The organism is Brevundimonas sp. SL130 (assembly GCF_026625805.1).
Lineage (GTDB): Bacteria > Pseudomonadota > Alphaproteobacteria > Caulobacterales > Caulobacteraceae > Brevundimonas.
In genome coordinates, this window is the sequence record NZ_CP113064.1 from 3377619 (window position 1) to 3398801 (window position 21183).

The window sequence follows — 21183 nt, forward strand, 5'->3', positions numbered from 1 at the left end:
TTGCGCCCCCCGATGCGTGACGACGAAGCTGAAGCCTTCGTCGCGGCTCGCCTGGCTGAGGAGCGGGGCGAGGTCGTCGATCCGCGCGCGGCGTCCGAGATCGACGACGTCTGGGATGCGATCGGGCAATTGGACGCCTCTGACTTCGCCGTGGACGAGGTGAAAACACGTCTCGCGGTGAACCGCCGCGCCTGGCTGGTGGGTGGAACCCTGGCCGCCGGCGTCGCTTTCGGCGGCGTCTTCCTGTGGCGTGCACAGCCTGTCGTCCACGAGACCGGCATAGGCGAGCGTCGCACCGTCACCCTGCCCGACGGCTCCCAGGTCACGCTCAACACGGCCAGCCGCATCGAGGTTCGGTTCGGCGGCGGTCGCCGCGAAGTCGTTCTGGCCGCCGGCGAGGCCTTCTTCTCGGTGCAGCGACAAGCCGACCATGCGCCGTTCGACGTCTTCAGCCACGCGGCGCAAATCCGCGTCACGGGCACCCGGTTCAACCTCTATCAGCACCCGGACTTCACCGACGTCGATCTGCTCGAGGGCGGCGTCACGGTGGGCCCGGCGAACGGCCAGATGAACGGCCAGATGAACGACCAGACGCGCGACCAGGCGAACGCCGCCGTAAGGCTCGCGCCCGGTCAGGCGGTGCGCGTCTCCGCGTCCGGTCGCCCCGGAAGCATCACAAGCGCGCGCGTCGGACGGATAGACGACTGGCGCAGGGGCCTGGTCAGTTTCGACCGAACCCCTCTGTCGGCCGCCGTCGCTGAGATGAACCGGTACAGCCGCGCCCCCCTCCGGCTGGACGACGCCGCGCTTGGACAACTGCGGATCGACGGCGTGTTCGAGACGGGCGACACCGCCGCCTTCGCCAAGGCGCTGCACGGTCTGTACGACGTCGCCGTTCGGCAGGACGGCGAGGCGTGGCGCCTGTCGTCGTCATCCGGCGCGACGAACGCTCGCCGCTAAACGCCCGCCGGAGCCCGGGGTGGGTCGGATCGGCTCGAACAGCCCGGAACGGGCATGTCGCGAATTATAGAAACTACGCGCTGCGGTTCTCCGCAAACAACAGCCTTGAATCAGCGATCAGGGGATTTGGGACTCCACCTTGTCCGCACCGCCTAGGGCTTCGCGCGCGGCGTCTCAGGTCTCTTCCTGCTGGATTTGCTTGAGTCGGTATGGATCCAGTCTACGCATCTCCTTCTCGGCGCGGCGGTCCAGAGCGAAGATCGGAGCGTCGCGGTTGATTCGCAGACTGAGGCGATACCAGGTTTCCACCACCTCTCTCTTGAAGGCCTCCACAACACACAACCCTCGGTAGCGCACCTGGCGGATCACGAGGTAGCGGGCGAGCGTGCGTCCGGGACTGGGGTCTCCGTCGGTCAGGCTTCGGATCGCCGTCCTGTTGCATTTTGGCGCGATCCGGCGGTCGACTATGATGCTCAGGGATTGACCGGGGTGCGCCGCTTGACCGTCAAGTTGAATGCGGTCGTCGTAGTCATCGACCGCGTCGGCGTCGTGGATGACAATCTGACCGCCGGACGAAAGGGCCTGGCTGGAGAGACTGATGTTGAAGCTGTCCCGACCAATCTTTTTAAACTCCTGCCGCCCAGTCCCATCCTCGTAAGTCACCCGGACGGGCAGAACGGAGTCGGCGTCTGCCTGAACCTTGACGACGACGGCGACGGCCGGTCTCGCCTGGGTCTGGCCCTGGGCCTGGGCCTGGGCCTGGGCCGTGAAACCAAGCCCCGAGAAGATCAGGCCCGCGAGAACCCCAAAGACAGGTCGCATCATCCTGCGCTCTCCGTATCAACCGCCTTGAGACCGAGAAGGACGCCGATCACTGTGGCCAGCGCCCCGATCACCATGCCGAGGAAACGGTTCTTCAGCAGATCGAACGATGCGAGGCTGTCCGCGCCCTCGGACGCATGCCAGTAGAGCAGCTGAGCCGTCTCGTCGTTCGAGAGGATGAGCGAGAGGGCGACCGCGGCGGCGACTCCGGCCGCGCAAAGGCCGATCACGGCATAGGTCCATCGACGATTTTGCGCCGTCCAGAGGGTTGTCACGGTCAATCCGGCGATCAGGGGCGTGAAGAGCGTGGAGGCTTGGCCGTAGGGGCCTTCGTCCGTCATCAGAAGAAGCAGCAAGGCGCCTGGGCCGTTTTCACCCTGAAGCGCGCCGACAAGACCGGCGGCGGCGGCGGCGACGAGAGGGGCGACATAGGCGGCGATGAGGGTGATCAGAATATAGAGCGCGACGCGCCGCTGGTACGGGTTCATGCCCGAACGGTTACGGGAAGGGGTGCGCGGAGCCATGTCGAAAATCGTTTCGCTGCGGCGGTTGAAGGTCAGACGGAGGCGCCGCCCGTCGATCCTGTGAAGGAGACGACGGAGCGGAGGCGGACGATCAGGCGGTCCCGATTGTTCCAGTACATGGCGGGAATATCATTGGCGTAGAAGGCGAGTGACCCGGCCCGGGCGGGCCGAAAGAGCAGGCGTTGTCCTACGGCGACTGGAGCGGGATCGTCATGGCCAATCGATGCGATAAGCGCGAACCAGGCCTCGGCAGGCCGGCGCCGCAAGGACTCGAAAAGCTTGAGCTTCGGCGCGGCGTAGCCTTCTGGCCCGCACGTGTTGGTCCAGTCGGTCCAGGCGCCTTCCGCCTCGATCAACCACGTCTGGTCGGGGGTGACGTGAACACCGCTTTCGGACCAGTAGGCGCGGGCATGGACCGCGAATTCATACTCGGGGCCTGTCGGGCCGTGTTCGTCGTCGTGTTCGTCGTCGTGCGAAGGCGCCAAGGAACTTTCCCCGAGGTTCTCCGCCATAGCGCCCCAAGGTCGAACGCCTGTCAATCTGGAATTGCAATGTTCGATTAACGTTGTTTTATTGGAGCGTTAATGTTGGGGGCCGAGGTGAGAAACATAGCGATCTTTTGCGACGGCACCTGGCAGACATTGAGCCAGGAATACGCGACCAATGTCGTCAAGCTGATGCGGGCCGTACGGCCTCGTACGCCGGAAGGCGTCGATCAACTGGTCTACTACGACAACGGCGTCGGGGTCGGCGAGGGCGTGTTTAACCGGGGCACCAAGCTTCTGGGCGGGGCCTTCGGCCAGGGGCTCGATCACAAGATCGTCGAAGCCTACCAATTCCTCTGCATGAACTACGAGCCAGGAGACCGTATCTTCATCTTCGGCTTCAGCCGCGGCGCCTATACCGCACGGAGCCTGGCCGGACTCCTGCGCCGGGTCTGGGTGCTGAAGCGCGAGAACGTCCAGAAGATCGGCGCCGCCATGGCGCTCTATCGCGGTGCGCCGCGGGAGGATGCGCCGACTGCCGAGAAGGCGAAGGCGGCCGAAGAGCAGAGGGCGTTCAATGCGACGTTCGGCCATCCAGTGGGGGCGGTCACCGGCGTGCGCGCCCATGATCGCGAGGGATTGCTGGCGCCGGACGCACAAGACAGCGCGTCCATCCAATATGTCGGGGTGTGGGACACCGTCGGTTCGATGGGGATTCCGTCCAAACTGCCCTTCGCACCCGACTTCAACAAGAAGCACCGTTTCCACAGCACAGACCTGTCGCGTTTCGTTCGATCGGCGCGGCACGCCGTCGCTATCGACGAGCAGCGCGAGACCTTCACCCCGGCGCTCTGGACCAATATCGACAACCTCAATGACAACGCCGGCGCCGGGACCGCTCCCTACGACCAGCGCCCCTACCAGCAGCACTGGTTTCCAGGCGTGCATGGATCCGTCGGGGGCGGGAGCGGCGATCATGGATTGTCGGCGGCAGCCCTGCTTTGGGTCGCCGCAGGGGCGGCGCGTGCGGGTCTCGCGCTCGAACAGATGCGCATCGATGAGGCCGTCGCGATCTGCGATCCTCTGGCGGCGTTCGACAAGCCCAGGAAGGATCTGGGCGGAATGATCATGGCCGCCATCGGCAAGACGCCGCGCCAGCCCCCCGACCATCTCGACGCCATCTCCCTGTCGGCCTGCCGCCGCTGGCACGGATTGGCGAACTACCGTCCAGAGACCTTAAGGGCGCGCGCTCAGGATCTCAAAGAATGGGTCGCGCCCCCTGCCGCCAGCTTCTACATGGGCTGACGCTTAAGTGGTCCCAACAAAGATTGTCGGCAAAACCTAGAAGGGGCCGCGCAATTGGTTGAAATGGAGCGCCCTCCGATTCAGCGACCAACTTCGAACCAAGCTAAGGCTGTCATTCGTTACGATTCCCGCTTCGCGCCCTATCCCGTCATTGGCGGCACGTCGAGAAGACGACATTCAGAGGTTAGGTGCGACTCTTTGGGCGCCCATGTCTCGCGAGACTGACCGCGAGGACGTATCAGCGGGAGGGCGGCCGATCATGGGTGCTGCGCGTCTTCCGGCAAGCCAGCCAGGAAGGCGTTCGTCGCCGTGTAGAGAGCGTGTCGCCCAGTCTCCAGATGCATCAAATGCGTGGCCTCTGGAACGGTGACGATCCGATACTCGAGGTCTGACGCGAGCTTGCTTTCGAACCACGCCGCATCGGCCGCCGAAGAGGAGGCGTCCCATTCGCCACGCACCAATATTACGGGTCTGGTGAGCTCCCCAGGATCATAGCCCAACCGTCCCGACCGGGCGGCCAGAAGATCCGCCGCAGGCCCGGACGGGATCTTGACCGACGCCGGGGTGCGCTCGTTCGCTTGAGGGTCAGAGGCCAGGTACAGGCTGGCCCATCGCGGGAAGTCGGCTTCCTCCAACACAGGCGCATGGCCTGCCGGCACGCCCCCGACGAACCGGGCGTGCTGCTGGGCGATTGTGACGAGAGACCAGCGCGAGGTTTGGCTGGCCGACGGCCCCTGACGCTCAAGAATTGGCCCGAACAAAACCAGCCGATCAACCGCCTCAGGATGCTGGATGGTGAAGAGCGCCGCGGGGATCGTGCCCCAGGAATGGGCGATCACGGAGACCCGGCTGGCGCCGGTCTGTTGGCGGATAAAGGCCACGGCGCGCGCGATCTGTTCGGCGGCCTCGGGTGCTCGACCGGGCGGCGTCCCCACAGGATCGTCACTGGCCATGTCCGGGTAGCGTTCGGAACCGCCGTAGCCGGCGAAGTCCAGAGCGAAGACATCGAACCCCGCCGCGTTCAGGGCGTCGGCCCACGAAGTCCCGCCGAGACGAAACATTACCGACGATGCCGAAGGGAAGCTGGAACCGTGGATATAGAGCACCGGGCGGGACCGATCGCCGTCGGCCGGCGTCTGTTCGCGCACCAGGAGTTCAGGCCGCCAGTTGGGCGCGGCCTGGCCGGACAGACGATGGTCGTGGCTGGATTGGGCCATGGCCGAAGATATGGACATCATGGCTCCAAAAATGGCGGCGACGGTGATCAGGGTCTTGCGCATGAGGCGGCTCCTTTTCCGCCTCTTGATCATAAGCCAGGGAGCGGATGTTACGGCCAAGCCTGAAACATCGAAGACGGATTTGGGTTAGACTCGCGGGATGAAAGAAGGTCCAGACATCGCGATGATCGGCGCCCTGCTGGGCGATCCGGCGCGCGCCAACATCCTTGTTGCGCTCCTCGGGGGGCAACCCCTGACCGCAGGCGAACTGGCGCGCGAGGCCGGGGTCAGCGCACAGACCGCCAGCGGCCATCTGGGCCGGCTGTATGACGGCGGTCTGCTGGCCGTCGCGAAACAGGGACGGCACCGCTACTACAGCCTGCACAATTCGGAGGTCGCCGTACTTTTGGAGCAGGTGCTGGGACTGGCCGCTCGTGTCGGTGCGACGCGGACTCGTCCAGGCCCCAAAGACCTCGCCCTGCGTGAAGCGCGGGTCTGCTACGACCATCTGGCTGGCGAACGCGCTGTTGTTCTGTTTGAGCGCCTGCAAGACCTCGGCGCGTTTTCGGGGGAGGTTAAAGGCCTTGCCTTGACGACACGGGGATCGGCCTTGCTGTCGCAGATTGGCGTCGAACTGGACGCCCGCTCCCGCCGCCCCGTCTGCAAGGCTTGTTTCGACTGGAGCGAGCGCAGGCCGCATCTGGCCGGCCTGGCGGGCGCGGCCCTGCTCGACCGCTTCATTGTCCTGGGTTGGGTCCGTCGGTCGCCGGGAAGCCGGGTCGTTTCGGTGACCTCTACTGGCGCAATAGCTTTGGACAGGCTCTTTCTGCCTTAACCTCTGACCTTGCTCATCGCGGAGACTACCGTTTGGAGCACAGCGTTTTCCGTACAGGTGTTGGAACGACATTGAATGATCAGCCAATTCCTTAGGCGGATCAACACCCGTCGCAGACAGACCGGCGTATCCAGTCGGAAAGGCCGACACTGCACGTGAAACACTGTCGATCTGATTTCCATAGCGCCAGCAAGTTCGCTAGTCTCCTCCTGCGGCTCCATAGAGGCTACGCTGCCTTTTTATTGCTGCACTGGTCCGCACGCACTTCGCCAAACGGCGCTAATTTCGCGCACGCACCCGAAGTCGGTAGATGATGGTCGAAATTGTGACTCCCGAGCTCCGAGAACCCATCCACGATTACGCCGCAGCGGTCGCTCGGTTCGGAGAGACACTCGGACAACCCGTTCCAGAGCATCGGCTGGATCAAGTCCTCGATGCAATCGCGGCGGACTCGGTGGATGTCTTCGGCAGCAAAGCGGCGGCCGCCAGATTTCTGGCGGAGTCTCCAATAGAGGGGACCAGGGGTGCAAAAGCCGTCGCGCTGGACATTGGCATCAGCCGGATTCTGTCTCGGATCGATGGCTTGCGGTTTGGCGCATTCGGCTAGAGCATTTTCCGATCAGTCTGCGTCATACCCTGCGGCGGCGAAGTAGTTTGCGCATTCTTGGGGAGAGTAGGTCTGGATGATGCGGACGATGGCGTCCCAGAGTTGGTCGATTGTCCGTGCGGCGGCCTTTCTCAGCAGGGCCTTGAGCTTGGCGAAGGCGTTCTCGATCGGGTTGAGGTCGGGACTGTAGGGGGGCAGGAACAGCAGCCGTGCGCCGACAGCCTCGATGGCGTCCCTGACGGGCGTGCTCTTGTGGGCGGCGAGATTGTCCATGATCACGACGTCGCCGGGCTTCAGGGTCGGGGCGAGCACCTGTTCGACATAGGCCAGGAACCAGGCCCCGTTCATCGGGCCGTCGAGCACCATCGGGGCGGTCATGCCCGTCAGCCTCAAGGCTCCGACGAAGGTGGTCGTCTTCCAGTGACCGTGCGGCACGCTGCACCTCAGCCGCTGCCCGCGCGGCGCACGCCCGTGGCGGCGGGCCATCTTGGTCGAGGCTCCCGTCTCATCGATGAAGACGAGCCGCTCGGGATCGAGGTCGAGCTGGTTGTCGAACCAGGCCTGACGCCGGCTCAGGACGTCGGGGCGGCTCTGTTCGTCCGCGTGCGCCGACTTTTTTTGAGCGTGATCCGGCGACGCACGAAGAACCGCCACAAGCTCGACACGCTGGTCCCCACGCCCTGTTCGGCCAGAGCCGTCTGAAGCTCCGCCAGGGTGATGTCGCTCTTGCGCTCGACCAGGCCCAGGATCAGGTCGGCATGGCCTTCAATCCGCCCAGAGCGCCGGTCTCCGCCCAGAGGCCGGCCGCACGTCGCCCTGGCGGCGGAACCGCATCGAAACCATGTTCGGCAGGCTGAAGGACTTGCGACGCGTCACCACCCGATAACCGGTGCCCGAACGTCTTCCCATCTGCCGTTGCCCTCGCCGCAACATTGCTATTCCGGCTATGAAGCCCTGAGCCTAACCAGAAAAACCGATCAATTCTTAACCACTTCTACTATAAAAGATGAATATCTTCTTATACGTTTTTCTTTAAAATTCACTGTAACCACGGAAGAACTTTTGAAAACGCTCTCATGCGATACGTTTTTGACGATGTAACCGCCGCCCCGAAGCATGTTAAATACGTGCCTTGCCATCAACGCACTTAGCACAAGCGCACCAACAAACCCCGCCTCCCAAGATCTACGCTCAAAGCCGGAGTCTGGGAGCGTCAACACCCGCAGAGGTGTATGATATGGAGAAACCGTAATGAAATAGATCAGCGCGGAAAAAACCCCAATAGCAATAAACCACACTCTTTTAGATCGGTATTTAACATCCACATTAGCGCTGCGTTCCATAAATCCTCACACCGGCACTTCGTTGAAACATATCATCGAGATTCCGCGCTGTCTCCCGCGCCACTTTAACCGCTTCAGCTCGCGCTGCTCTATACAAACCCCCTCCGAGCGCGTGGCCAATTTTATCGCCTAGTGAGCCGCCAAGAGTGCCCCCAACAGCGGCACCGCCTATCGGCCCGGCTGGCGTGTCCGAGTCGACCCACCGCCCAACAACAACTCCACCCGCCGCTCCGAGCGTTCCAAAGACCTGTCCGAGCACCGTCTCTGGAACGTACTCAGCGATCGCCTCACCTGCAGTCACCTCGCCGCGCTGAACACGTTCGACCTGCTCACCAGCGCCCCGCACGGCTCCGACGACGGTATTTCCTCGACCAAGAGCTCGGCCGTAAGGTGCAGTTCTGGATGATTGCTCCATACCATCAGCAGCAGCGCCTGATACATTCTCAACTACATCAGAAGCTCTACCAGCTTGCTCTCGGCATGCCTCTTCACAGGCAGACTGCATACCGCTCGGATCGCTCTGATTCACCGGATCATTCCCGACATAGGCATAGAGATTGATCTGATCCTCGTATCCGATGGGATCAGTCTGTAGGAAGCGTCCGAGGGTGGGGGAGTAGATACGGGCCTTGTAGTGGTACATGGCCAGTTCGGGCAGCCAGGCTTGGCCGGTGTACTGGAACCGGCCGCTGTTGCCCGCGCCGGGGATGCCGTATTCGTCGTAGGTGTTGACGTTGGTCACCGCGCCTGAGGCATTGGTCCGGGCGGTGATCGAGCCTTGGTGGTCGGCGTAGAGGTACTGGGGCGCGGTCACGCCCGCTCCCTCGAACCAGACCAGAGGCGTGTCGGAGCCGTCGGCATGGACGTAGCGGCGCAGCAGATTGCCCGAGGCGTCGTACTCCGCCGTCAGCTTGTCGCCGTCGTAGAGATAGCGGGTGGCGGCCTGGCTGTTGCTGGCGCTCTGGAACAGACGCCCCAGCGGATCCCAGACCAGGGATGCGCCGTTCGGCCCGGCGATCAGCCGGTTCTCCACATCATAGACATAGGTCCCACCCTGACCGTCCGCGGTCAGATTGCCGTTGGCGTCATAGGTGAAGCTGGCCTGGCCGGCCGAGGTGTACTGGTTCAGCCCATTGACCGCATAGTTGCGGGTGACGTTGACGTGGTCGTTGAAGCGATAGGCTTCGTTCAACACCGTCCGGCTGGTCACCTGGCTGGCCGGATTGTAGCCGAAGGTCGTAGAGACGTCGTAGCCGGTTCCGACCGGATCGTGGGTCAGGCTCGTCAGCCGCGACAGGCCGTCATAGCCGAAGGTCGTCGGCGAACCCCATGCGGCGCCGTTCAGCCGGTAGAGGGCCGAAGCCCGTCCCAAGGCGTCGTACTGGGGATGAAGCAGCTGGGCCGAACCGTTCATCACGGCCGTATGGATCCGCCCCAGGCCGTCGCGATTGTACTCGACCGACTGGCCGTCGGGATAGAAGAGCCGGGTCCGCGCACCGTTCAGGTCGTACAGATGGCTGAAGGTCCGCGTCACCCCGCCCATGTTCAGGCTGGAGGCGGTCATCCGCCCCAGGCCGTCCCAGCTATTGGTCACCCCCTCCCCGGTCGCGCTGTCGAACCGGGCGTAGAGCTGCAGCCCTCGCAGGTCATAGCCGTAGTAGACGTCCCGCGTCGCCGAGGCCGGCAGACCGCCGCCGTCGGGGATGATCTTGGACGTCATCCGGTTCAGGGCGTCATAGGTATAGGTGATCACCCGACCGTCGCGCTTCCTTAACGACGTGCGGTTGCCGTTCGCGTCATAACCGTAGGCTTCGTAATCCGTCGTGCTGACTTCGCCCGGCGTCGTGGTCGAAGGGAAGTTCCAGGCCACCTGACGATCAAAGCCGTCATAGGTCATCGACGCCTTGTTGCCGTTGGCGTCAGTCACCGAGGTCGACTTGCCGTTCAGAGAATAGGTGTAGGCCGCATAGACTTGCTCCAGCGACGTGCCGACGGCGCGGCGAACCTGCAGAAGTTGCCCCGCCGCGTCGTAGACGTTGCGCTCGATCCGGTCCGGACCCTGACTGCCTTCCGTCCCCAACGTACAGGCCGAAGACGGCAGGCTCCCGAACGCCGCCGGGTTCATCCGAACCGCCGTGCATTCCAGGCGGCCCCGGGTATCATAGCTGTATTGCGTCAGAGAACCGGCACCGCCGGCCGATGTCCGACGGTCATTCAGCTTTCGCCCGAGCGAGTCGAAAACCGTGTCTGTTTGATGGACGATCGTGAATCCAGTCCAGGCTGCGGGCTGGATCGCCTCAGACTGCCAGGATAGCAGATGCCCGCTTTCAATCCGGACCAGGCGTCCGTTGACGTCATAAGTCCTTCGCTCAGCCGGAAACGGCAAAGGTCCGTCGCCATCGGGATCCGGCTGAATGGTCCCGACCAGTCGGCCGCCATCATCAAAGCGAAAGCCGGTCGTGTAACTCGACGGAGAAACCTGGGCCCATGCGCCGCTCGTCACGGCGAGACAGCAAAGGACCATAGAGAGAAATGCTCGTTTCATGACATCTCCTAGGCGCAGCTTGCCAAGCCGGCGGCCGGCGCGGTCTCCGCGATCCTGTTGCCCACAGCGTCATAGACATAGCAGGTGCGTTGGCTGACGCCGTCAGCCGTCACCACCTTTCCTCGCAACATGAGATTGTTGACCTGACCCACGACATCGGGACCGTAGTCGTAGGTAGTGACCACCTCATCGGCTGAACCACCGCTACAGCCGGAAGTCGTCGTCGCCCCGGTCCGGCAGAGACGCTCCTCGCTCAACAACCAGATGGGGGAAGCCGCCTGCACCACAGCGCCGGTCGCATTGAGCCACCTTGCGTACCGTTGGACATATCCATAGCGCTTTAGCGAAGCGGCGCCGTTGACTAAGGGTCCGAGCTCCGTAAGCACGCCTCCGTGCGCGGCGGCATAGGTGTAGGACGTCGTCTTACCGGCAGCATCCGTGATTGACTCAGGACTGTTACAATATCGTTGATTCTGCCAGTTACACACAGCCGGAAAACTGCGCGTGACGCTGTTTAACTGACCGCCTGATTTTCCATAGTGAATTTCTTGCAAAACATTCCCACGCGCATCTCGGGAATATGTAAAATAATCGCCTTCAGGATTAATAATTTTAACTATATTTCCAGCGAACTCATCAAACCTAACAGATCTTCCATTTTCATCTATGAAAGACAACCCTGCTGCATTTCTGCTACTAATGTACTTTCGTGTCTCGGCACCCCTAGAAACTGTCACCGTCAGGCTATCGCCGGCGTTTTGATAAGCGTAACTCGTCACCGTCTGGCCCATTGTGGCCAAAGTGACCCTATTGCCAAGCTCTCCGCCCGGACAGTTGTATGCAATACAGACCGTCGTGATAGCTGCGCGCGTATAGGATTTATATACCGTGCCGTCCGGATTGAAAATCCTGTATGAATCCGGCGCCGACTCATATCGGATCGCGCCATAACCGGGAGCGGTCGTTGTAGAGGAAGTTACTCCATTCAAGGTCTGGGGCGCTGAATATAAAACGGTGGGCCAATTCCTTGACAGCTGACATGAGTCAGCTATGGGATCGCAGTACTCCACGGCATTGTTTATGGCGGTAACCGATGAAATCTGCTCCCAATCGGGAGAAAGAGGAGACTGCGCTGATCTCACGTCGGTAATATATTTAAATTTTAGCTGATATCCAGCGTTGCTGGTGATGGACTGGACGCGCGTTTTGAATACGCCGCCAACGGTAGAGTCCTTGTAATGAAATGTGTAAACTACGCCATTTGGATGTGTAACGGAGCTTAGAAAGTTTATATATTGCTGCTGAGCGCCAGTCAGAGCCACAAAAACTTTAAAGAAATCAAGTACAGTGCCGTCCCTTAGCGCGCCCCAGTCATGACCGTCATTCATGGGGATCGTCATCATGCCCTGGGCTGTATTGACCTCGTTTCGTGAGACATTTCCATATGACATCGATTTGGAGCTGTAGGAGGATTCCACTTCCTCTCTAAAGTCGAGAAAATTTGAAAAATTTGAGCGCCATGCGTTATCATAGGTCCGTTCGTAATGCAGAGCACCGACGGCATCTCCACCAACCCGCACGCCTGGCTCGTTGATATGTATATATCCCGCCTGGATATCTACGCCGTTCTCATCTATTTTTGGACGTTCCGGGGCAGGCGAAGATATCTGCGCCCCAACCACTCTAGGCAAAGCCAACAACGCGAGCGTTGACACGCCTATTACGGCAACCCAATATTTGCGCTTCATATGTTCCCCAACATTATATCGACCCTCTCCAAGCGAACCAACTTCAATTTTTGGAGGTCTCATTCACCGCGAACTCGACGTTCGTCGCATCCGGATACAAGGCAAAAGATTTGAGAGGCGACGCGCGGCGATTGCGCCGATTTTTGAATCATCAATTTTCTCTTTTAACGTGCTGCAACCGAGGGTTCCGGATCCGAGATGTTAAAGACGATTAAGGTTCCACGCCCCCGGTCGCGCCCGCGATTTCGAGGTTGAAGGCGCCCCATGGCGAATAGCTGACTGTCCCATTCGCGTCAGTTATCCGGATCCTGTACTGCCCAGAGCTGTACCTCGCGGTCGAACCCGAAATCCGCACATAGGCCGTGGTTCCGCTGACACTTGTCGTCGGCGTCGAACCCGTCACATTCTGCAATTCGACTGCGGCGGTCCAAGTGCCGGAACTTCCGGCGACGGTGAATGTGACGGAACCGCTGGCCGTGACCGGTCGCCCGGCGCGGACGACCTCTTCGAACACATACATGTCCGCATTGCTCAGCGTGACGGTCGCGCCATAGCCCCAGTTGTTGTCGGCATCGAGGATGCCGCTTTGGTAATGGTGGTCGATGTGGGCGCCGGTCGTGGCGTTGTAGACCTGGACGTCGAAGCCGTACTGCTTACGGCCCTGGCTGGTGAAGGCGTCAGTATAGAAGCGGATTTGCTCGCCCGGCTGGACCACGGCGGAGACCGATCCACCGTTGCGCCAAGGCGTGGACGCCAAACGTCCACGGGTCGCGCTTTCGATGTAGAAATCCCCTCCGTCCGCCAGATTGTAGCCTTGGCCTGTGATGTTCTGGAGGTCCGCACGCAGGGTGACGGCAGCCTCGATTCCCGAAATCGTCCGGTAACTGGTCGCGCCGGCGCCGATGTTGGCGTTGGTTTCGAAATGCCCGTTGTCCCAGTCCACCGGACTGACGTTTCGGATCGGATAGTTGTTGTCGTTATCGACGGTGATGTTGGCGGTTCGGTTTGAAAGCTGGGCGGCGCCCCCGGGCTGCGACAGGTTCCACACCACCATGTTCATCGTGCCGGTCTTGCGACCATCGTAGGTGCGCCCATCGATGGCGTAGTGGATCTTGTCCCCATTGTTCACCGTAAAGTCGACGTATTGGTAGCCCGAGTTACGGGGGTCGAACGATCCCTGATGCACCCAGCCCGAGCCGCTGTCGCGGTAGACGTTGACGTAGACCTCGTTGAGATTGCCGCTGTAATTGTAGCGTTCGACGCGCAGCGTGATCGGCTGGTTGATGCCCGTCACTGTCTGGGCCGGCCCGAACCAGATGGTCGGATCGTTGGTCACGCCGTTCTGGTCGGTGAAGTCGTTGAAGGCTTCGGGCGTATAGTCCGGCGCACCCGCCGTCTGGTTGACGGTGAACGTCCCCAGCGCCTGACCGCTCGTCAGGTTTTGCACCGTGACCGTATAGCTGCCGGAGCGCTGGGCGCCGTCGGCCGACACCGCACGCGCCACGAACTGCACGTTTTCGCCCGGCGCGAACTCCCCGCCCGGCCAGGAGCCGTTGCCCAGATTGGTCGAGTGATACCGCATCACGCCGTTGACCCACATCTCGAGCCGCGAGCCGGCCGACAGATTGCCGCTCAGCCCCGAGATCGTACCCCGAATATTGACGTTGCTGTTGATGCCGGTCAGCGTCCGTCCGGCACCGCCGGTGACGAAGTTCGTCGACTGCGAACTTTCGGAGATGCTCGGCCAGCTGACGGCGTCGAGCGTCGTGTCCACGGCGGCCGTCACCTGGAAGGTGTCCGTCACCCCGCCGATATTGAGCGTCGCCGTCTGACTGGCGCCGCCTGTCGCAGGAGCCTGGACCTGAACCTGGATCGTCTGGCCGTTCGTGATCGTTCCGCTGGACAATGTCCAGGCTCCGCCGTTGATCCGGTACTGGCCACCGCTGATCGACACCGGCGTCGCAGCGTTGATTCCAGCAACCGTCACGGTCGCCGACGCCGACCAGGCCCCGGACGCCGCAACGACAGCGCTGCCCAGCTCGTAGGCATCCGGCGTGGTGTCCGCCGCCGCGGTCGTGACCTGGAAGGTGTCCGTCACCCCGCCGACGTTGAGCGTCGCCGTCTGGCTCGCTCCAGCCGTCGTTGAAGCTTGCACCTGCACCTGGATTGTCTGACCCGCCGTGACGGTTCCGCTCGCCGCGGTCCACGCCCCGCCGTTGATCCGGTACTGACCGCCGCTGATCGACACCGGCGTCGCCGCATCTATGCCCGCGATCGTGACCGTGTTCGAGCTCGACCAGGCGCCCGCCGCCCCCGTGACGGGCCCGCCGAGGTCATAGGCGTTCGGTGTCGTGTCCGCCGCCGCGGCCGTGGTGACCTGGAAGGTGTCGGTCACACCCGCAATGTTGAGGGTGGCGGTCTGACTGGCTCCGGCCGTTGCGGGCGCCTGAACCCGCACCTGGACTGACTGTCCGGCGCTGACCGTCCCTGCGGCTGTCAGCCAAGATCCGCCGTCGATCCGGTATTCGCCGCCTGTAACGGAAATCGCCGCCGTACCGGTGAAGCCCGAGACGACCGGCGAAGCGCTCAAGATCCAAGCCCCTGCCGTCGCGCCCGTCACGGGCGATCCCAGATCGAACGCCGCAGGCGCCGTCTGAGCGCCTGCAACAACCACCTGGCTTCTGTTGCCGGCGGCGTCATAGCTGTAGGTCACCGTCGCCCCACCCGCGTTGGTCACCGCCTTCAGACGGCCCAGGGCGTCGTAGGTATAGGTCGTGGACACCTGCGCCTGCCCCACGCCCGCACAGAGCACAGAGGCCGAAAGCCCCATCGCGGACGCGACAAACACACCCCGACCCACATAGCGCATTGAACGTCCCCCCTACGTAGCTTCACCTACCCACGATTGAGAAACGCCGCAATGCAGAAATGACAGGCAGCCGAAAGATTCGGCGACTTTTTGACATATCGGAGAAGTTCACGCTCCCTCGTTGTAACGGGTTGGCGCCATCCGTTTTACGAGCGATATGGAACGCGTGGCTTAAAACGAGGCGGGGATATGAGCATCCAGTTGAAATCGGGCTGCGGCGCGCTTGGCCTTACCGCCGCACTCGCGCCCGCCGTCGCACAGGCGCAGATTGCGATGGCGGATCCGAGAGGCTCCGGCCCCATCGTCTCTGCGGTCCAGTGGCTTCAAGGCACTTTGTTGGGGACGGTCGCCACCGTCGTCGCCGTGGTCGCTGTCGCATGCGTGGGCCTCCTCATGCTCACCGGGCGGATCAACTGGCGGCACGGCGCGGTCGTCATCATCGGCTGCTTTATTCTGTTCGGCGCCGTGAGCATCGTCTCCGGCATCCGTTCGGCCGCCGTGTTCACGGGCTGATCCCTTGGACAGTCTGGACCGAGCGCCGCTTTTCACAGCTCTGACGCGACCGCAAATGTTTGCGGGGGTGACCTATAATTACTTCGTCATCAACGGTGTAATCGCTGCAGAACTGTTCCTCGTTTTCCGATCGATCTGGGTGCTTCCGGTCGCGCTTATCATCCATCTGGCAGGCGTGCTGATTTGCCTTCGCGAACCCCGCGCCATCGACCTTTGGTTGATCAAGATCGGCCGATGCCCTCGCGTCCCGAACCATAGACTGTGGCGATGCAATTCTTATCGCCCCTGAGCCAAGGGGAACGGACCGTCAAACGGGAGCAACCGGCCGGCCTTCATCTGCCCTACGCCCGCCATGTGGATGACCACACCTTGGAGACGCGGGACGGCTTGCTTCTGCAGACCATAAGGTTGCGCGGCCTTCTGTTCGAAACAGCCGACACCGACGAACTGAACTATCGAAAGGCGCTAAGGGACGCGACCCTTCGCGCTATCGGCACGTCCCGGTTCGCCCTTTACCATCATGTCGTACGCCGCCGGGTCTCGGTGGACACTGCGGCCGAATACCCCGACGCCTTCTCTCAGGTGCTGGGGGATCGATGGGCGGACCGCCTATCGACCCGTCAGCTGTTCGTGAACGACCTTTATCTCACCCTCATCCGGCGCCCGTTGCAGGGGCGACTGGGTCTGGCGGATCAAGTTCGCGCCTGGCTTGAGCGCGCCGGCGAAGCGCCCACTGCAGCCCTTACCCAAGAACTCGCCCAACTCCACGCGGGTCGCGAGGCCTTGATGGCGGCGCTCGGCGACTACGCACCGCGACTTCTGGGCGTGACGCAATCTGACCAAGGGCCGCACTCCGAGCCGCTGGCGTTTCTGTCCGAGCTTTACAACGGCGAACACCGTCCCGTGCTGTTGCCCCACCAGGATCTCGGCGCCTATCTGCCCTACCGACGGGTCAGTTTCGGCCAACAGACAGTGGAGCTTGCGCCCAGCGGGCATCTTCCCCGCAGCTTTGCAGCTCTGGTGTCGATCAAGGATTACCCCCAGTACAGCACGCCGGGGATGTTCGATGACCTCCTTCGCTTGCCGTTCGAGTTGACCATCACCCAGTCCTTCGCCTTTGTTGAGCGAGGCGCGGCGCTGGAGCGCATGAACCTGGCCTTGCGACGCATGCGATCGGCCGAAGACGAGGCGGTTTCCTTGCGCGCCGAACTGTCCCTCGCCAAGGACGAGGTCGCCGCGGGGCGCGCCGGTTACGGCGAACATCATATGACGATCGCCGTGCGAGGGGACACGCTTGAAGCGGTGGACGCCGGCGTCGCCGAGGTGACCGCCACCCTGTCGGCTCTAGGGGTGGTCGCAGTGCGCGAAGAGATCGCGCTGGAACCCGCCTTTTGGGCCCAGTTCCCAGCCAACTTCAAATATATCGCGCGTCGCGGCCTGATCTCGACGAACAACTTCGCCGGTCTCGCCAGCGCTCATAACTTCCCGACCGGCGAGGCCGACGGGGGGCACTGGGGCAAGGCCGTCAGCCTCCTGGAAACCACGGCGGCCGGCCCGTACCATTTCAACTTCCACCAGGGCGACTTAGGCAACTTCACGGTGATCGGGCCTTCCGGCTCTGGCAAGACCGTGGTGCTGAACTTCCTCCTCGCCCAGGCGCGCAAGTTATCGCCGCGCATCATCTTCTTCGACAAAGACCGAGGCGCCGAGTTGTTCATCCGCGCCATCGGCGGGCGCTATGACCGGCTTCGTCCCGGACTGGCCGCAGGCCTCAACCCGCTTCAGCTTGACGACACGCCGGCCAACCGGTCCTTCCTCATCGAGTGGCTGAGCCAACTCGCCGGCGGCGTGGATGTCGCCGATCTCGCCCGCATCCGAGACGCAGTGGCCGCCAACTTCGAACAGCCTGTAGCGCATCGTCGGCTCAGACACCTGGTGGAGCTGTTTCGCGGCGACGCCAAGCCCCACGGCGCCGACCTCTGGTCCCGCCTGGCGCCCTGGTGGGGCGAGGGCGAGCGCGCCTGGCTGTTCGACAATCCTCACGATTTGACGGACCTGTCCAACGACACCGTGGGCTTCGACATGACGGCGGTGCTGGACGAGCCGGCGCTGCGCACGCCGGCCATGATGTATCTGTTCCATCGTGTCGAAGACCGTCTGGACGGGTCAGCCGCCATCATCGTCATCGATGAGGGATGGAAGGCGCTGGACGACGAGGTCTTCGTCCGCCGAATCAAGGATTGGGAAAAGACCATCCGCAAACGCAACGGCATCGTCGGGTTCGCCACCCAGAGCGCTCAAGACGCCTTGGAGAGCCGGATCGCCAGCGCCATTGTGGAGCAGGCCGCGACCCAGATCTTTATGTTGAACGCCAAGGCGCGCGCCGAAGATTATGTCGCGGGCTTCGGCCTCACGCCTCACGAATACGATCTCATCCGAACCTTGCCTGACAGTTCGCACTGTTTCCTCATCAAGCGCGGCGGGGAAAGTGTCGTGGCGCGCCTCGACCTTTCAGGTGAGGACGATATCCTGACCATACTGTCCGGCCGGGAACGCACCGTGCGGCTGTTGGACGAACTCCGGGCCAACGTAGGCGACGATCCAGCCGAATGGATGGACCCGCTCCTTGAGCGGGCGCGGCCCTTATGACCTGTGCTCCCGTCCAGACCGGCGAACCGTTTCTGTCCAGCCTGCTTGGCCATGTCGACTGCCAGGCGCAGGCTCTCGGCGCCATAGGCTATCAGACGCTGGCGAGCCCCTCCTCCCCCCTGTCGCCGGTCCTCACCGCGCTCCTGACGATCTTCATCGCCCTGTTCGGCCTGCGTCTGATGCTCGGTGAGCCCCCTCGGCTTGCGGCGGGCGTCTTGAGCATCGCCAAGATCGGCATCGTCATCACGCTCGCCACCAGTTGGTCCGCCTATAGCACAGTGGTCTACGACGTCGTCGTGGACACCCCGGGGCAGTTGGGCGCCGCCATCGCCGGTCCTACAGGACTGCCGGACCAGGACCATGACATGGTTCAGCGGCTACAGCATGTCGATAACGCGATCCGGCGCCTGACCGACCTCGGCAGCGGCCGGAACGACCTCGAATCCGTACCGCCTGCCGGGTCTTCGCCTGCCGATCCTCAGCGCGCGCCGATCGCCGACGATCCAGCCTTCGGCTGGTCCCGGGTCCTGTTTCTGTCGTCCGTCGTCGGAGCCGCGATGGCCGTGCGCGTCACAGCGGGAGTGCTGTTGGCGCTCGCCCCCCTGTTCGCCGGCTTTCTGCTCTTCGATTTCGCGCGGGGCGTGTTCGCCGGCTGGCTCCGCGCGCTCCTCTTTGCCGTCTTGGGATCGCTGGCGATCAACCTGCTGCTCGGGGTGCAATTAGCGGTTATGGAACCCTGGCTGTCTCAGGTTCTCCAACTTCGTCAGGCCAAGGTGGTCGCCGGAACAGCGCCGATCGAACTCCTGATCCTGTGCCTGATGTTCGCCATCGGCCTCATCGGCAGTCTCGCCGTCCTGCTCAAACTGGCCTTCACACTTCACATCCCCGCTACCGGGGTCGCCGTTGTCGGGGAGTGGCTCCAGTCTCAACGGTTGCGGTCGCCCGAGCCCCAGACTGCTCCGGCCTGGGCGCCCCGGCGAGACGCCGAAACCCCGCCGTCCCGTGCTGAATCGGTCGCCCAGGCGGTCATGTCGAGCCAAAGGCGCAGCCCTCGTCCGACGGACCGGTCCCCTAGCCTCGTTGCGCGAACGGTCGCCGGCGCGCAGTCTCCGAGCCTAGGCGACGACCTCGTCATTCCCGACTTCGGTCAGAGCCTACGTCGCACCAAGCCGCGCAAATCCATCGGCGCCGCCATTCGAGACAGCCGCAAATGAAGAAGTCCTCACGAGAGGCGCTGGACGCCTATTATCGCGAAGCGGGGAGCTGGGCGGCGGATCAGATCGGCGCCCTGAAGGTCTCTCGTCGCATCGCCTGGATCACGGCTGCGGTCGCCGCCTTTGTGGCCGTTGTCGAGGGCGTCGCGCTCATGGTGCTCATGCCCCTCAAGACAACGGTGCCCTACACGCTTCTGGTCGATCGGACGACGGGCTTTGTTCAAGCGCTCAAGCCTTTGGATCCCGCCCAGATCACGCCGGACCGCGCGCTCGTCCAATCCATGCTGGTCCAGTATGTCATCGCGCGCGAGAGCTTCGACATGACATCGCTTCAGGCCGATTACGGCAAGGTCGGCCTATGGTCCGCAGGGGCCGCCCGCACGGAGTATCTCGCCGGAATGCAGGCGTCGAACCTGAGTAGCCCCCTCAACCTCTATCCGCGCACGACCGTGGTCCAAACCCGCGTCAAGAGCGTCTCGCCGCTCAGCGACAAGTCCGCGCTCGTCCGTTTCGAAACCTTCCGCCGAGACGAGGGCGCTCAACCCCAGCCGCCTCTGTCCTGGGTTGCAGTCATTGAGTATCGCTTCTCTGGCGAGCCGATGGCGGCCGATGACCGGTTCCTCAATCCGCTCGGCTTCCAGGTCACCCGCTACCGGCGCGATCCGGAGGCGCTGACGCCGCCCCCTGCACTACAAGCCCCGATCCAGCAGGAGCCGTCGAGCGCGCCGGAGCTCGGCGAGGAAAGCCTGCTGCCATGATCCGGATCGCCGCCCTCCTTGTCGTCTTGGCGTTCGGCAGCGAAGTCTCCGCTCAAACTGCGGCGGCCGCACCGTCCGATCCGCGCATTCAGACCATGCCCTATGACGCCGGTCGGGTCGTGCCGCTGAGGATCGCGCCGCGTCACCAGCTCACGGTGATCTTCGGCGCGGACGAACGGATCGAGAATGTCGCCATCGGCGATTCCGAGGCCTGGCAGGTCACAGTCAACAATCGCGGGGATTCCCTTTTTCTGAAGTCGCTGCAGACCGGCGGCGCAACCAATATGACGGTCATCACCGACGCCCGGGTCTACAGCTTCGAGCTGACCCCGGCGGCGAACCCAGGATTCGACGTCCCCTATACCTTGCGTTTTGTCTACCCTGAGCGCCCCCAGGCCGACCAGACGCCGCCCCCCACGCCCGGGGTCGGACGGTACCGACTGACTGGCGCCCGTGGCGCGAGGCCTGCTGCGATCGACGACGACGGCGTCAGGACCTATATCGAATGGAAGCCCCAGCAACCCTTGCCGGCCGTCTTCTCCGTCGACGAGCGCGGCGCCGAGACCCTTCTCCAGGGCCAGACGCGTGACGACCGCTATGTGATCGACGCCGTCCACCCGACCATCCTGTTCCGCCTTGATCGCCAGGTCGCTCGCGCGACACGGCAGGCCCCTCGCGAGGATAGACGGTGACGGCCGACCTGGACCCCAGACAAGGTTCGAACGACGTCCGCCCTGTCGTGGCGGGAGCGCAGCGACGCGTCCCCACCTGGCTGCTCGTGGGCGTGGT

18 protein-coding genes and 2 pseudogenes are annotated in these 21183 nt (G+C 62.9%); 11 read left to right on the top strand and 9 right to left on the bottom strand.

Translation table 11 applies throughout. The annotated features are described in order from the left end of the window. Nucleotides 1–12: 12 nt before the first annotated feature. On the top strand, nucleotides 13–960 hold the full coding sequence (locus OU998_RS16380; RefSeq protein ID WP_267514712.1) for a FecR family protein: 948 nt from the start codon (nucleotides 13–15) through the stop codon (nucleotides 958–960). 174 nt (nucleotides 961–1134) lie between these two features. Here OU998_RS16380 and OU998_RS16385 read toward each other — a convergent pair whose 3' ends face one another. From OU998_RS16385 to OU998_RS16395, 3 genes are read right to left on the bottom strand one after another with little or no spacing between them, the layout of a single operon-like run. Next, the gene (locus OU998_RS16385; protein ID WP_267514713.1) at nucleotides 1135–1785 is read right to left on the bottom strand and encodes a hypothetical protein; all 651 of its coding nucleotides are present in this window, start codon (nucleotides 1783–1785) and stop codon (nucleotides 1135–1137) included. After that, nucleotides 1782–2306, bottom strand: a complete 525-nt coding sequence (locus OU998_RS16390; protein ID WP_267514714.1) for a hypothetical protein — start codon at nucleotides 2304–2306, stop codon at nucleotides 1782–1784. Before OU998_RS16390 ends, OU998_RS16385 begins: the two co-directional genes overlap by 4 nt. 32 nt (nucleotides 2307–2338) lie before the next feature. After that, nucleotides 2339–2818, bottom strand: a complete 480-nt coding sequence (locus tag OU998_RS16395) for a hypothetical protein (protein ID WP_267514715.1) — start codon at nucleotides 2816–2818, stop codon at nucleotides 2339–2341. Between the two features lie 72 nt (nucleotides 2819–2890). Here OU998_RS16395 and OU998_RS16400 point away from each other — a divergent pair, with 72 nt between their 5' ends. Next, the gene (locus OU998_RS16400; protein ID WP_267514716.1) at nucleotides 2891–4096 is read left to right on the top strand and encodes a DUF2235 domain-containing protein; all 1206 of its coding nucleotides are present in this window, start codon (nucleotides 2891–2893) and stop codon (nucleotides 4094–4096) included. A gap of 257 nt (nucleotides 4097–4353) precedes the next feature. Here the strand turns inward: OU998_RS16400 and OU998_RS16405 are convergent, their stop codons facing one another. Further along, nucleotides 4354–5376 (bottom strand): alpha/beta fold hydrolase, encoded by a 1023-nt coding sequence (locus OU998_RS16405; RefSeq protein WP_267514717.1) that lies wholly within the window; start codon nucleotides 5374–5376, stop codon nucleotides 4354–4356. A 97-nt stretch (nucleotides 5377–5473) separates the two neighbouring features. On the opposite strand from OU998_RS16405, the gene OU998_RS16410 reads away from it, so the two are divergent. Both OU998_RS16410 and OU998_RS16415 read left to right on the top strand, forming a co-directional pair. Further along, complete coding sequence (locus OU998_RS16410) at nucleotides 5474–6148, top strand: ArsR/SmtB family transcription factor (RefSeq protein ID WP_267514718.1); 675 nt, start codon at nucleotides 5474–5476, stop codon at nucleotides 6146–6148. Nucleotides 6149–6458: 310 nt separating this feature from the next. After that, complete coding sequence (locus tag OU998_RS16415) at nucleotides 6459–6755, top strand: hypothetical protein (protein WP_267514719.1); 297 nt, start codon at nucleotides 6459–6461, stop codon at nucleotides 6753–6755. Between the two features lie 12 nt (nucleotides 6756–6767). On the opposite strand, the pseudogene OU998_RS16420 reads toward OU998_RS16415, so the two are convergent. After that, nucleotides 6768–7546, bottom strand: a pseudogene (locus tag OU998_RS16420) (IS630 family transposase); the annotation flags it as partial. 29 nt (nucleotides 7547–7575) lie between these two features. On the opposite strand from OU998_RS16420, the pseudogene OU998_RS16425 reads away from it, so the two are divergent. Beyond that, nucleotides 7576–7705: pseudogene (locus OU998_RS16425) on the top strand (IS5/IS1182 family transposase); the annotation flags it as partial. Nucleotides 7706–7732: 27 nt separating this feature from the next. On the opposite strand, the gene OU998_RS16430 reads toward OU998_RS16425, so the two are convergent. From OU998_RS16430 to OU998_RS16445, 4 genes are all read right to left on the bottom strand, one after another. Next, a complete protein-coding gene (locus OU998_RS16430; protein ID WP_267514720.1) occupies nucleotides 7733–8098 on the bottom strand; it encodes a hypothetical protein in 366 nt (121 codons plus the stop codon). Then, nucleotides 8082–10223, bottom strand: a complete 2142-nt coding sequence (locus tag OU998_RS16435; protein ID WP_267514721.1) for an RHS repeat-associated core domain-containing protein — start codon at nucleotides 10221–10223, stop codon at nucleotides 8082–8084. The genes OU998_RS16430 and OU998_RS16435 overlap by 17 nt, the downstream gene beginning before the upstream one ends. Nucleotides 10224–10651: 428 nt before the next feature. Next, complete coding sequence (locus OU998_RS16440; protein WP_267514722.1) at nucleotides 10652–12391, bottom strand: hypothetical protein; 1740 nt, start codon at nucleotides 12389–12391, stop codon at nucleotides 10652–10654. A 211-nt stretch (nucleotides 12392–12602) separates the two neighbouring features. Continuing rightward, nucleotides 12603–15260: an RHS repeat domain-containing protein gene (locus OU998_RS16445; protein WP_267514723.1), complete on the bottom strand. Its 2658-nt coding sequence runs from the start codon at nucleotides 15258–15260 to the stop codon at nucleotides 12603–12605. Nucleotides 15261–15449: 189 nt separating this feature from the next. Here OU998_RS16445 and OU998_RS16450 point away from each other — a divergent pair, with 189 nt between their 5' ends. Genes OU998_RS16450 through OU998_RS16475 form a run of 6 tightly spaced genes read left to right on the top strand, consistent with a single transcriptional unit; the run spans nucleotide 15450 to nucleotide 21086 of the window. Continuing rightward, nucleotides 15450–15773 carry a TrbC/VirB2 family protein gene (locus OU998_RS16450; RefSeq protein WP_267514724.1) on the top strand — a complete coding sequence of 108 codons (324 nt, stop codon included), beginning with the start codon at nucleotides 15450–15452 and terminating at the stop codon, nucleotides 15771–15773. Nucleotides 15774–15828: 55 nt separating this feature from the next. Next, nucleotides 15829–16062, top strand: coding sequence for a type IV secretion system protein VirB3 (locus OU998_RS16455; RefSeq protein WP_267516831.1), 234 nt, complete (start codon nucleotides 15829–15831; stop codon nucleotides 16060–16062). Further along, complete coding sequence (locus OU998_RS16460; RefSeq protein WP_267514725.1) at nucleotides 16041–18422, top strand: VirB4 family type IV secretion/conjugal transfer ATPase; 2382 nt, start codon at nucleotides 16041–16043, stop codon at nucleotides 18420–18422. The genes OU998_RS16455 and OU998_RS16460 overlap by 22 nt, the downstream gene beginning before the upstream one ends. After that, nucleotides 18419–19636, top strand: a complete 1218-nt coding sequence (locus tag OU998_RS16465) for a type IV secretion system protein (RefSeq protein ID WP_267514726.1) — start codon at nucleotides 18419–18421, stop codon at nucleotides 19634–19636. The genes OU998_RS16460 and OU998_RS16465 overlap by 4 nt, the downstream gene beginning before the upstream one ends. Continuing rightward, nucleotides 19633–20394, top strand: a complete 762-nt coding sequence (locus OU998_RS16470) for a virB8 family protein (RefSeq protein WP_267514727.1) — start codon at nucleotides 19633–19635, stop codon at nucleotides 20392–20394. The genes OU998_RS16465 and OU998_RS16470 overlap by 4 nt, the downstream gene beginning before the upstream one ends. Beyond that, entirely contained in the window at nucleotides 20391–21086 is a 696-nt protein-coding gene (locus OU998_RS16475; RefSeq protein WP_267514728.1) for a TrbG/VirB9 family P-type conjugative transfer protein, read from the top strand. The genes OU998_RS16470 and OU998_RS16475 overlap by 4 nt, the downstream gene beginning before the upstream one ends. Nucleotides 21087–21183: the final 97 nt, after the last annotated feature.